The following is a 13178-nucleotide window of genomic DNA, read 5'->3' on the forward strand; positions in this document are numbered from 1 at the left end:
CCCCCCGATACTTTAATAGTAATATATAAATGTATAGTTTTCTACATAAAAGTTCAATTTCATTTTATAAATATTTTTCGTCAAAATAATCCATAATTATTTCTTACACTATTATGTTATTCTGTGATTATAGAATATTCTAGATATATTCACTATAATCTAATCTACTATTCATTTACTTTTAAATTAAAGTATGGGGAGCTGAATTTATTTATTAAATCTATTTAAATCTTTATATCCTAATCTATTTACAGACATATTTACAATTTTTATTAAATATAAACCACAAATTAAATTGATAATTATTGCAGGAACTACAGCTACTAAAAATAAGGCTGTGAAAGTCCCTGGGAGACCAACTAAAACCAATGCTGATAATAAAAATATTGTTCCGCTTATTAGAGTTCCTATTGATAAAATAAATATCGAAATAATAAAATCTTGTGATTTTTCATTTAATTTATTTATAAATGGTAATTTATAACTTATATACATTAATATATATACTAAATTAACTGTAACTACCTTATCTATAATATTCGGAAGTTGACCCCCTGGAAATTTTGTTGTTAAGGCATTAAATATGCCTGTTACTACTGCACATATTAAAGATATTTTATAATCACCTTTATTTATTATCATTATTGTAAATAACATTATTAATGACATATCTGGTTGTATTGGTAATCCTATTGCTGGTGTAAGTTGGTGTAAAAGTAATCCAACTGCTAAAAGTAATGCATTTAAAGTTAATTTTTTTGTATTTGTTCTCATAATCAAATCCTCCAATAATTTTAATATATTTTTTAATTAACTCTTTCCAGTCATCAAAATCATTTTTTTCTGAGCTTTCTCTTCACATCATACTTATCACCACCTTTGATTTCCAAAATAAAAAAACTCCGCCCTAAATCAATAGGACGGAGTTTATCCGCGTTGCCACCTAATTTATGTATAACATAAATACATAATTATACATCACTCATTCTCAGGTACTATCATACCCTGTTCGCTATATCGTGCGACTACCGGTAAAGTCTACTCTCATAAAAATATGATTTCAATTTACTCCTCAAAGGCCCATTCACTAAATTCCTTCTTGTTGAGATTTCACCATCCCCAACTCTCTATATTGAACCTAAATTTAGTTACTATCCCTTTTCTTAGGATTAATATTCTTAATTTTTTATCTAATATTAATAATATGCAAATATTTAAAATTGTCAATATAATTTTAAAATTTTTCTAAAAAATAAATTATTATAAAATCTTGTAACTTATAAAATAGAAAATGGATTTATATTAATTTCGCTTTTAATAACTTCAATTTCTTCAACTTCATCTAAGAACCTCTTCATAACGTCCTTAAATATATCTTCACTCTCAAAGTGATTACAATCTATTAAACACATCCCTGCATCTACTGCATCTTGTGCATCATGATATTTAACATCTCCAGTTATTAAAACATCAGCACCAGTCCTTTGAGCTTTTTTAGCTAAATCACTACCAGAACCAGTTACTACAGCAACTTTCTTGATCTTTTTATCTAAGTTTCCAACTACTCTTAAAGTCTGCATACTTAGTTTTTCTTTAATCATCATAGAAAGCTCTTTAAGAGTCATACTCTCATTTAAAGCTGCTACTCTTCCAAGACCTACAACACTTCCTTTATTTTCTAACTTGTATAAGTCATAAGCTACTTCTTCATAAGGGTGTGCCTTTATCATAGCTGAAATAACTCCGCCTAAAATTCTTTGTGGTACTATAGTCTCTATTCTTACTTCATCAACTTCTTCAACCTTATTAAGCTCACCTATAAACGGATTAGTACCTTCTAAAGGTTTAAAAGTTCCTTTTCCATCTATATTAAAAGTGCAGTCACTATAATTGCCTATATGACCTGCACCAGATCTTCCTAGAGCTTCTCTAAGAACCATTTCATGAGTTTTAGGTACAAATACTACAACTTTATATAAAGTCTCTGTATTTGTCACATCTAATACCTTAGAGTTTTCAAATCCCATTACTTCCATAAAGTAATCGTTTAGTCCATCAAAAGCTATATCAAAATTAGTATGCATAGAATAAATTGCTATATTATTTTTAATAAGTTTATGTATTAGCTTTCCTTTAAAATCACTAGTTGTAATTTTTCTCATCTTTCCAAATATAAATGGATGATGAGTTATTATTAAATCAATATTTTTATCTATGGCCTCTTTTATAATATCTTCATTAGCTTCAAGGCAAACCAATACCTTATTTATTTCTTCTTCAGTATCTCCTACGATTAAACCTACATTATCCCAATCATAAGCTAAGCTTGTAGGATATTTAGATTCTATTTTTTTTATAAGGCTTTTCAACTTCATTTTATTATCACCCCTTTAAATTTTATATTATTATATTAATTTATTTAACTTTTCTATAATAGCTTTTGTATCATTTCTCTTAGCTTCTACTGCTTCGCCATTTTTTCCTTCTAACTTTTTAATTATTGAATTATATTTATATATTTTTTTATCTATAAACTCTTTAAGTAAAGGGTCATTATTTTCTATTAATTTTTTGCTTACTTCAAAATAAATTTCGTCTTCTAGTATTGTATTTTTTCCTGTATACTTAGTCTCTATTATTTCATAAATTCTAAAATCTTCTTTTACAAGTACCTCATTTACTATTTCATATCCATTACCTAATAGATACTTTCTTAACTCTTCTTGAGCCTGCATAGGTTGAAGTATTAATTTATCAACAGAGTGAGCCACTTCTTTATTAGCTTCTAATAATTCACTAATCAATATTCCTCCCATACCAGCTATTATAATCTCATCTACTTCATCTTTTTTAAGAACTCCTATTCCCGAACCTAATCTTAAGTCAGTTTTATCTATTAAGTTATTATACTTAACCTCTTTACGAGCATTTTCAAGTGGACCTTTATTAACATCTGCAAGTATTGCAAATGGTATAGTTCCTTTATTTAATAAGTACACAGGTATATACCCATGATCTGTTCCTATATCTGCAATTTTTTTTCCTTTACTAACTAGTGATGCTATTTTTAGTAATCTATCTGTTAATTTCATTTTTATCATCCTCTCATAAATTTCCAAAACTCAAATAATGTTATTAGATATATTCTATCAAGACAATATCCATTGTAGTGAATACTATAATTATTTTAACTAGATTTACATATAAAAATTCGCCTTATAAATTTAAGGCGAATTTTTATTATATATTATAATTCTAGTCTAAGTAGTCTCTAAGCTTTTTAGATCTGCTTGGATGTCTTAATTTACGTAAAGCCTTAGCTTCTATCTGTCTTATTCTTTCTCTAGTTACATCAAATTCTTTACCAACTTCTTCAAGAGTTCTAGCTCTACCATCCTCAAGTCCAAATCTAAGTTTTAATACTTTTTGTTCTCTTTCATTTAACGAACCAAGTACTTCTTCTATTTGTTCTTTTAATAAAGAATATGCAGCAGCTTCTGCTGGTGCTGGAGCATCATCATCTGGTATAAAATCTCCTAAGTGTGAATCTTCCTCTTCTCCTATTGGAGTTTCAAGAGAAACAGGATCTTGAGCAATCTTCATAATTTCTCTTACTTTTTCTTCTGTCATTTCCATTTCTTTTGCAATTTCTTCTGGTTTTGGATCTCTACCTAGTTCTTGAAGTAATTGTCTAGATACTCTTATTAATTTATTAATTGTTTCTACCATATGAACTGGTATTCTTATAGTTCTTGCTTGATCTGCTATAGCACGAGTGATAGCTTGTCTTATCCACCATGTTGCATAAGTTGAGAACTTAAATCCTTTTTCATAGTCAAACTTTTCAACAGCTTTTATTAAACCTAAGTTACCCTCTTGTATAAGATCTAAGAATAACATGCCTCTTCCTACATATCTTTTAGCTATACTTACAACTAACCTTAAGTTTGCTTCGACTAATCTTTGCTTTGCTATTTCGTCTCCTTCAAGCATTCTCTTTGCTAACTCAACTTCTTCATGTGGCTTTAATAGAGGTATTTTTCCTATTTCTTTTAAATACATTCTAACTGGGTCATCTATACTTATACCTTTTGGTAAAGATAAATCTATTGATTCTAACTCAATAGTTTCTTCATCTTTTATATCATCTGGATTTTCATCTATATTATCTAAAACACCTAAATCATCGGCTACAGTAAAATCTATATCAATTTTTTCTGATTTATTTTCTATTACTTCTATACCTAAATTTCCTAAAGTCTCATATAAGTTTTCTACTTGATCTTTGTCTAACTCAGTTTCTGAGAAAGCTTCCATTATCTCTGCAAGAGTAAGTGCGCCTTGCTTCTTGCCTTTTTCTATTAATGTTTTAGCAGCAAATTTTTTTGATGTTTTTTTATTATCAGTCACGCTCTTACCTCCCTTCTATAAGCTTTGTAGCATCTTTCTTATTTCAACTATTTTTAAAGCAATTTCCATAACTTTCACATCTACCTCTTTCAAGTCATCATTATTTGTTTTTTGTTGTTCTATATTCTTTTGCTCTATAAGCAACTTATTCATCTGTTCTTGAAGATTATTTTTTTTAAGATTCTTTAATATTTCATCAATGCTTTTTATATCATTCATATCTATGCCATCTAATGATATTTTTTCTAAATCTTTCAAATATTCTTCGGATATGTTTAAACTTTTAATTTTGTCAATAGTTATTTTATCCAAATCTCTATTTTTAATGATGTAATTTAAAATTTCTTTACTTTCATTTAATAAAAAATCTGTCTTGTCAAGCTTTAATAATGTAATTTCTCTAATTTTTTTACTTTCTAGCATTAATTTGATAAGAGTTTCTTCTACTAATTCTTTACCTTTTTCTATTATTTTAGGCTTTTCTATTGCTCTTTCTGACTTTTTTTCAAATTTTTTATATTTGTTGTTATATACTTTGTTATAATCTTTTCCATAAACTTCCTTTTTTATAGATTCAGTGCTAATATTTATTTGTTTAGCAATATAATTTGTATAATAATCAACTTCAACTGGACTTTTAAGCTCTTTAATAATTTTTGAGGCTTCTTTTCCAAACTTCACTCTTTCTTCATCTTTATCTAAATTAAAACTTTTTTTAAGATGATCTATTTTAAATTTTATATAGTGAGTAGCTTCATCAATAGCTTTTTTATACTCTTCTAGTCCATATTTTCTTACAAATTCATCAGGATCTTTGGCATCCCTTAAATTAAGAACCTTTATATTTAGACCTATTTTAGAAAGTATTTCTATTGCTCTTAAGGCCGCTTTTATACCTGCTTCATCAGAGTCATAAGAAATAATTGCAGTATCTGCATATCTTTTAATTAAGTTTCCCTGTTGTTCCGTTAGAGCTGTCCCAAGTGTAGCTACAACATTTCTTACTCCATACTGAAATAGTGATATTAAATCCATATAACCTTCTACTAAAACAATAGTTCTATTTATTATGTTCTTTCTTGAGAAATTAAGCCCATAAAGATTAAATCTTTTGTTAAATATTATAGAGTCTGGTGAATTCAAATATTTTGGTAAAGAGTCATCTAAAACTCTTCCTCCAAAACCTATTACATTGCCTCTATAATCAAATATGGGAAACATGACCCTATTTCTAAATCTATCATAATATTTATTACTTTCTTGCTTATGATTTACTAAACCACATTCTACTAAATCTTCTTTATCATAGCCTTTAGATAGTAAATAGTCTATAAGATCATTCCATGATTTCTGTGAATAACCTAAACCAAATTTTTTTATAGTTTTGTCATCTAGGCCTCTTTTTCTTAAATAATCATAACCTGGATTTTTTCCCTTTGACAGATTAGTAAAATAAAACCTAGCTGCTTCAAGGTGAATATCTTGATACTTTTTTATTTTTTCCATTTTTAGCTTATCTTCTTCGTTCATATTGGTATTTATTTCTATGCCACATTTATTAGCTAATAATTTTACAGCATCAAGAAAATCTAAATTTTCCATTTTCATTACAAAGTTTATAACATCTCCACCTTCACCACATCCAAAACATTTATAGATTTGTTTAGAGGAGCTTATATGAAAGGACGGAGTCTTTTCCCCGTGAAAGGGACATAAACCCTTATAATTGCCTCCAGATTGTCTTATAGGCATATATTCTGATATTACGCTAGCAATATCACATCTATTCTTAATTTCTTCAACTACATCTTTTATATCAATCATACTATCACCTTCTGGTGCAATTTTTTTGTTAACATTTCTATTTTACATTATATTGCAAATTTGTCAAATACTCTTGTACAGATTTCGACTTTTTTTGTTAAATTCCTTCTTACTATGAAGAAATTTTTATTATATTTTTTGTTCTTCTGATTTGCTAATATTCAATTAATTGTTCGAAAATTATTTATAATTTGAAAATCAATATAATTTTACAATTTCATTTTATATCTATAAATTATTGTGTGATATTAATTTTACCTTATTTATTTAGATTTAAACTGATTTTTTTTAATTTCTAAAGATTTGCAATAAAATATTGATAGTGTAGTTAAATTTCAATTTAAAATTCAACTACACTATCAATATTTTTAGTTTTAACTTTATATTCTGTTATCTATATTTTTAGCTATATAATCTGCAACTTCTTCTCTTTGGATGCCCAATACAATTGAAAACTCTTCATTAATTAAGTTTTCTGCTATGCTCCTAAACTTTTCATCTATTTGCGAAGGCTTTTTCTTATCAGCTAAACTATTTTCTTTTTTCTCATCTAATAATTTAACTAAAGTTATTATATCCAAACAATTATGAGTTTCTAAAAAAGTTTTGTAATACTCTTCTATTTCTCTTAAGTTTTTATTACCAATTAAAGTTTCATTTATTGAAGGGATAAGGTTTATTAAATTGTGTACTTCTTCATAGGAAACAATAGATCTCATAAATACATTTGTATCTATGGGAGTAAATATTTTTCCATCTTGATAAATAGGTTTGAGAGTGTAGTAAATTTTACTATTTTTTATACCAGACATATTTAAAGGACCTATTTCTTCTACTTTACATACTCCTGTATTACCATATATAATTAATTCTCCTATTTCATACATCTAAAACAACACCTTTCATTTTTATTAAGATAACAACGTATAATACTATGTTAACATATTTTCACTTCTTCCTGTAATTATAAAATCAAATATTATACAAGGTGTTTTTATATGTGAAATTTATAAAAACATTTCTAATAAATTATTTAGTATAATTCTCTAAATATAAAAAAGAGGCTATATAACCTCTTTTTTATATTTATTTATAATTTATATTATGAATGCTTTTACATTTTCCATTAAATCTTCGAATTCATCAAAGTGAAGTGATTGCATCCCATCAGATAAAGCTTCACTTGGATTTGGATGAACTTCTATCATTAGACCATCTGCCCCACAAGCTAGAGCTGCTAGAGACATAGGCTTTACTAAATATCTAACGCCAGTTCCATGACTTGGATCTACTATTACTGGCAAATTAGTCTCTTTTTGAATAATAGGCACTGCTGATAAATCTAATGTATTTCTTGTATAGTCATTATATGTTCTTATACCTCTTTCACACATTATTATCTTATGGTTACCTTCTACAGCTATATATTCAGCTGCACCAATCCATTCACTTATAGTTGATGCTATTCCCCTTTTTAACATTACAGGTTTATCTTGTTTTCCTACTTCTGTTAAAAGAGTAAAATTTTGCATATTTCTAGATCCTATTTGGATTATATCACTTACTTCATACAATCTTTCTAGATCTCTTATATCCATAAGCTCAGTTATAACAGCAAGTCCAGTTTCTTTTTTAACAGCTTTCAATATTTCTAAGCCTTCCTCTTTTAATCCTTTAAATGAATTTGGTGATGTTCTAGGCTTAAAAGCTCCACCTCTTAAAATATTTGCTCCTTGTGATTTTACAAATTTAGCAGTTTCTAAAAGTTGTTCATAACTTTCTATTGCACAAGGCCCTGCCATTATTAATTTATCATCTTTTACTACTATTTTTTTATTGTATGAGTTGATTTCTATTTTTATGTCTTTATTAAATAGTATTTCTTCCATCACCTGTAAACTCCTTTACTTCTTCTCGTTGGTCTATAGTTAGAGAGTTTAAATGTATATCTATAGTTTTATTATTAATCAAAAGCTTGCTATTTAATTCCATAAGAGGTATTAAGACAAATGCTCTATCTTGAATTCTTGGATGAGGAAGTAACAACTTTTCATCATTAGATATTTTATCATTAAAGAATAATATATCTACATCAATAGTTCTTGGACCCCATCTTATAATTCTTTTTCTATTTAGCTTTTGTTCTACTTCTTGACACACACTTAATAATTCATACTCATCTAAGTCTGTCTCAATTTCAAGACATATATTTAAAAAATCTGCTTGCTCTGTATACCCCCAAGCTTTTGTTTCATAAATCTTGGATTTCTTAACTATACATATATTTTCATGATTATTTATAAGTTCACATGCTTGTGCTAGATAATTCATCCTATCTCCCATGTTAGTACCAAGACCTAAGTAACTTTTATTCATTTCTACTTCTCCTTATTTCAACTCCAAAGTAGTCATAAATTCCATTTACAGGAGCCTCAGGTTTTTTAACTCTAACCATTACTTCATTTATAAGTTTAAATTTCTCTAACGTTTCTTTGGCTATTGTTTCTGCCAAAGCTTCTATAAGATTAAACCTTCTTTTTTCTGCAATTTCCTTTACTATATCATAAACCTCTGCATAACTAACAGACTTATTCATATCATCATTAATACCTGCTTCTTTAGTATCAAGTAAAAGTTCCATATCTATAAAAAACTTTTGTCCTAATACACTTTCTTCTTTTAGGACTCCATGATATCCATAAAATCCTAAATTACTTAATAGTATCTTATCCATATTTTAGAACCTACCTTCTATATATTGCATCGGCCATTTTTGCTGCCTTTAAATTTTCTTTAACATCATGAACTCTTACTATATCTACACCATCTCTTACACCTAAAACAGTTGTAGCTATAGTTCCTTCTAGCCTTTCCTTTGGTTCTACATTAAGAACATTTCCTATTACAGATTTTCTAGATGTTCCTAATAATATAGGATATCCTAAGTCGTTTAGTTCATCCAGCCTTTTTAATACTTCTAGGTTTTGTTCAAAAGTTTTTCCAAAACCTATACCTGGATCTAAAACTATTTTATTCTTTTTAACTCCAGCTTTTAATGCAATTGATATACTTTCATTAAGAGATTTTTTAATACTTTCCATTATATCTTCATTATAATCTGTTCCATCTTGATTGTGCATTATACAAACATGAGCATCATATTTAGCAACTACTTTAGCCATATCCTTATCTCGTTTTAACCCCCACACATCATTTATCATTTCAACACCTAATTTTAAGGCTTCTTCAGCAACCTTAGATTTATATGTGTCTATTGATATTGGCACATTAATTTCTTTTTTAAGCTCCTTTATTACAGGAGTTACTCTTTGTATTTCTTCATCCGCTTCTACATACTTATGTCCTGGCCTAGTTGACTCTCCACCAATATCTATTATGTCAACACCATCTTCTATCATTTCTTTAGCATGCTTTATAGCTGCATCTATATTGTTAAAATTTCCTCCATCAGAAAAACTATCTGGAGTAACATTTAATATTCCCATTATATAAGTTCTTTTTCCATACTCAAACATATAAGTTTCTCCTATCTTATATTTATTAAACTCATTGCTTCAGCTCTTGTAGACGGATCAGTTTCAAATGCACCTCTAACTGCTGATGTAATTGTCTTAGAACCAGGCTTTTTAACGCCTCTCATAGTCATACACATATGTTCTGCTTCTACAACTACCATAACTCCATATGGTTGTAATTCTTCCATTATTATATCTGCTATACCTTTAGTTATTCTCTCTTGTAATTGGGGTCTTTTAGCAAAAGTTTCCACTACCCTAGCAAGCTTTGATAAACCAGTTAATCTACCTCCCTTTGGGATATATGCTATATGAGCCTTTCCAAAGAAAGGAACTAAGTGATGCTCACAACATGAATAAAATGATATGTCCTTAACTATAACCATTTCTTCATGTTTTTCATCTTGAAATAGAACCTTTAAGTGTTCTCTTGGGTCTTGATGAATACCTGAATATATTTCCTCATACATTCTAGCAACTCTACTAGGAGTATCAATAAGACCCTCTCTCTGTGGATCTTCTCCAATCGCCTCTAATATATCTCTTATTGCATTTTCTATTTTCTTTTTATCTACTTTGCTCATTGGTTTAACCCCCTTGACTAGTAAGTTATTTTTATATAATTTTTCATAACTACATCTTTATAAATGTAGTTATAAATCTCTAACAATTTTTCGTATTTATCACCATCTTTGATTTCATTTACTAATTTATAAAGTTGTGGAGATTCAATTTTTAATTCTTTAAATAATCTTTTATCCTTCGGTATCCATTTATTATTTATAGTAAAATACCCAACAATAAGTTCTTTTAAATATAAATTTACCAAAAACTCATATTCAAATAAATCAAATTTTTCTTTATTTTTTAATCTATTTATATTAGATTCAATTTCTGACTTCATAAAAAATTTTTCTTCATCCGAAACCTTATTTGGCCCCTCTAGATATTTTCTTCCACATAATTGTATTATACCTGATGCAGTATTATTTCTATCAAAGATTATTTTAGCTTCTTTCATTTCTTTTAGGAAAAAGTATTCCTTATTATCTATAAGATGCTTAAATACTCTTCTAGAAAAATAATTAATGTCAAACTCTATTCCATCTATTTTTTTTATTTCTCTTACTTGATTTTCCCCTACATTTACAAATACAAAAATATCAATATCGTTTATATTTTTATCAGCTACTTTTAAGTCTATATTCTTAGCTGACCCAACTAAAAATACAGCTATAGTGTTTGAATTTTGCTTTAGTTTTTCTATTTCTATCTTGCAAATCTCATAAATTTTACTTGTCATATCATTTCTCCACTAACTGCAATTTAATTATATACAAACTACTATTTTATCAAATATTTCATTCGATGAACTATAGACTTTAGTGCCAATTTTTGTTACTTTCATAGCTTTTATAATACTATTTGTAACAAATGCAAAATCATATTCATTAATATCTTCTATTTTTATATTTTTCTCTATTATTTCTATTTTTAATTCTTTGCAAATATTAAAAATCCTTTTTTTCATTATGCCGTTTAGTATTGGAAGTTCTTTACTTGGAGTATAAACACAATCTCCTTTTATAAAAAAAATATTGCTCATAGAACATTCTAATATTACATCATTGCAATCTAAAAATAATCCGTCATCAAATCCATTTTTATTAGCATATTTTTTAGTATAAATATTTTCATAGTAATTTGTAGTTTTGTGTCTATAGATTATACTATTTCCTCTTTTTATTGGAGATATTACTAATTTAAATCCTTTTTCATAAGTTTCTTTACTATATGGTACATCTCTAGTAGAAATGTTGTAGCCTTCATCAAATACAGTTACTCTAAGTGCCTTGTTATTTATATCTTTTGATTTTATATAATCAAATATTTCTTTTTTTAAAAACTCTTTAGGGTAGTTAATATCAATACCTAGCTCCTCTATAGAGTTAAACATTCTATCCATATGTAAATCTAAATATTCTGGGTCATTATTTATTTTTATAGTTTCAAATAGACCTATTCCGAATTTACTTAAATCACTTTCAAAGCTAACATTATTCTTCATAATAACCTCTTAATGCTCTCATTATAGATTTAGCTTTATCTAATGTTTCTTGGTATTCATCTTTAGGATTAGACCCCCAAGTCATGCCACCACCTACCTGGAAGTATACCTCATCCTCCTTTTTGACAATAGTTCTTATAGCTATATTCAAATCCATATCTCCATTAAATCCTATATAACCAATTGATCCTGTATAAACATTCCTTTGGGTCGGTTCTAACTCATCAATAATTTCCATAGATCTTATTTTAGGAGCTCCAGTTATTGAACCACCTGGAAAAGTAGCCTTTATAACATCTACTGCATCCTTTCCGTCTTTAAGAGTTCCTACTACTGTTGAAACTAAATGGTTAACATTAGCATATGGCTCTATTACAAATAACTCTGGTACTTTTACACTTCCTATTTTTGATATTCTACCTATATCATTTCTTTCTAAGTCTACTATCATTAATAGTTCCGCTCTGTCTTTTTCACTATTTATTAATTCTTCTTGAAGCCTTAAATCCTCTTCTTCAGTTCTTCCTCTAGGTCTAGTTCCTTTTATAGGTCTCGTCTCTATTTTTCTATCTATACACTTTATAAACCTTTCTGGTGAATTAGATAAAATATTAAAATCATCAAAGTTTAAGTATGCTCCAAACGGAGCTGGGCTAATTCTTCTTAAATCTCTATAAAGTTCATAGCTTGATAAAGTCGTCTTACCACTAAATCTTTGAGTTAAATTAGCTTGATATATGTCTCCTGATCTTATATAATCTTTAACTCTTTGTACTGATTTTTCAAATTCATTTTTTGTGAAGTTAGATTTTAATTTTATAGGTTCAACTTCTTTTTCTTCGTAACAAATAGAATCTACTCCATTTTTATCAGCTTCTAAAATTTTAAGTTCTAATCTTTCCATTATAAGCTTTTCTTTTTCTATATCTAGATCTGGAGTTGCTATATATGTTTTTTCTTCCAAGTGATCTATAACTATTGCATGATCATATAATCCAAAATATAAGTCATATACATTCATATCATCTATAGCTGTTCTAGGAAGTTTTTCTATGTAATTTCCTATGTCATATGATAAATATCCAACAGCACCACCTACAAATGGTAAATGCGTATTATTTACAGTTTTATATTTATTTAGTTCTTCCCTAAGACTATCTAGTGGATTCTCTGATGAATTTTTATATTTTAAAGTCTTAAATGGATTACTGCTTATAAAAGAGTATCTTCCTAACTTTTCTTTATCCATAGCACTATCTAAAACGAAGCTATCTTTTTCATCTCTAAATATTGTAAATATCTCAAAGGCATTTAGCCTTGTATTTATTTCCTTTATCATC

General features: G+C 27.7%; 14 protein-coding genes and 1 other annotated feature. All 14 genes read right to left on the reverse strand.

Annotated features, from left to right (window positions below):
• Positions 1-207 precede the first annotated feature (207 nt).
• The 14 genes from HF520_RS07850 to pabB all read right to left on the reverse strand — a co-directional run bounded on the left by HF520_RS07850 (position 208) and on the right by pabB (position 13177).
• Positions 208-774: a tryptophan transporter gene (locus HF520_RS07850; protein WP_168573493.1), complete on the reverse strand. Its 567-nt coding sequence runs from the start codon at positions 772-774 to the stop codon at positions 208-210.
• A 139-nt stretch (positions 775-913) separates the two neighbouring features.
• Positions 914-1174, reverse strand: a binding site (T-box leader).
• Positions 1175-1277: 103 nt separating this feature from the next.
• Positions 1278-2375 carry a Nif3-like dinuclear metal center hexameric protein gene (locus HF520_RS07855; RefSeq protein ID WP_168573494.1) on the reverse strand — a complete coding sequence of 366 codons (1098 nt, stop codon included), beginning with the start codon at positions 2373-2375 and terminating at the stop codon, positions 1278-1280.
• A 30-nt stretch (positions 2376-2405) separates the two neighbouring features.
• Positions 2406-3092 carry a tRNA (adenine(22)-N(1))-methyltransferase gene (locus tag HF520_RS07860; RefSeq protein ID WP_168573495.1) on the reverse strand — a complete coding sequence of 229 codons (687 nt, stop codon included), beginning with the start codon at positions 3090-3092 and terminating at the stop codon, positions 2406-2408.
• 163 nt (positions 3093-3255) lie between these two features.
• On the reverse strand, positions 3256-4410 hold the full coding sequence (gene rpoD / locus HF520_RS07865) for an RNA polymerase sigma factor RpoD (protein WP_168573496.1): 1155 nt from the start codon (positions 4408-4410) through the stop codon (positions 3256-3258).
• Positions 4411-4425: 15 nt separating this feature from the next.
• On the reverse strand, positions 4426-6234 hold the full coding sequence (gene dnaG / locus HF520_RS07870; RefSeq protein WP_168573497.1) for a DNA primase: 1809 nt from the start codon (positions 6232-6234) through the stop codon (positions 4426-4428).
• Between the two features lie 380 nt (positions 6235-6614).
• The gene (locus tag HF520_RS07875) at positions 6615-7121 is read right to left on the reverse strand and encodes a CarD family transcriptional regulator (RefSeq protein WP_168573498.1); all 507 of its coding nucleotides are present in this window, start codon (positions 7119-7121) and stop codon (positions 6615-6617) included.
• A 210-nt stretch (positions 7122-7331) separates the two neighbouring features.
• Positions 7332-8123 (reverse strand): 3-deoxy-7-phosphoheptulonate synthase, encoded by a 792-nt coding sequence (gene aroF, locus HF520_RS07880; RefSeq protein WP_168573499.1) that lies wholly within the window; start codon positions 8121-8123, stop codon positions 7332-7334.
• Complete coding sequence (folK, locus tag HF520_RS07885; protein ID WP_168573500.1) at positions 8104-8610, reverse strand: 2-amino-4-hydroxy-6-hydroxymethyldihydropteridine diphosphokinase; 507 nt, start codon at positions 8608-8610, stop codon at positions 8104-8106. The genes aroF and folK overlap by 20 nt, the downstream gene beginning before the upstream one ends.
• On the reverse strand, positions 8603-8968 hold the full coding sequence (folB, locus tag HF520_RS07890) for a dihydroneopterin aldolase (RefSeq protein ID WP_168573501.1): 366 nt from the start codon (positions 8966-8968) through the stop codon (positions 8603-8605). The genes folK and folB overlap by 8 nt, the downstream gene beginning before the upstream one ends.
• 10 nt (positions 8969-8978) lie before the next feature.
• Positions 8979-9770 carry a dihydropteroate synthase gene (folP, locus tag HF520_RS07895; RefSeq protein ID WP_168573502.1) on the reverse strand — a complete coding sequence of 264 codons (792 nt, stop codon included), beginning with the start codon at positions 9768-9770 and terminating at the stop codon, positions 8979-8981.
• A gap of 11 nt (positions 9771-9781) precedes the next feature.
• Positions 9782-10354 carry a GTP cyclohydrolase I FolE gene (folE, locus tag HF520_RS07900; RefSeq protein WP_168573503.1) on the reverse strand — a complete coding sequence of 191 codons (573 nt, stop codon included), beginning with the start codon at positions 10352-10354 and terminating at the stop codon, positions 9782-9784.
• Positions 10355-10371: 17 nt separating this feature from the next.
• Entirely contained in the window at positions 10372-11073 is a 702-nt protein-coding gene (locus HF520_RS07905) for a hypothetical protein (protein WP_168573504.1), read from the reverse strand.
• 27 nt (positions 11074-11100) lie between these two features.
• Positions 11101-11838, reverse strand: a complete 738-nt coding sequence (locus HF520_RS07910; protein WP_168573505.1) for an aminotransferase class IV — start codon at positions 11836-11838, stop codon at positions 11101-11103.
• Positions 11828-13177, reverse strand: coding sequence for an aminodeoxychorismate synthase component I (pabB, locus tag HF520_RS07915; protein WP_168573506.1), 1350 nt, complete (start codon positions 13175-13177; stop codon positions 11828-11830). The genes HF520_RS07910 and pabB overlap by 11 nt, the downstream gene beginning before the upstream one ends.
• Between the last annotated feature and the right edge of the window lies 1 nt (position 13178).

It is taken from the genome of Romboutsia sp. CE17, from assembly GCF_012317385.1.
Lineage (GTDB): Bacteria > Bacillota > Clostridia > Peptostreptococcales > Peptostreptococcaceae > Romboutsia_E.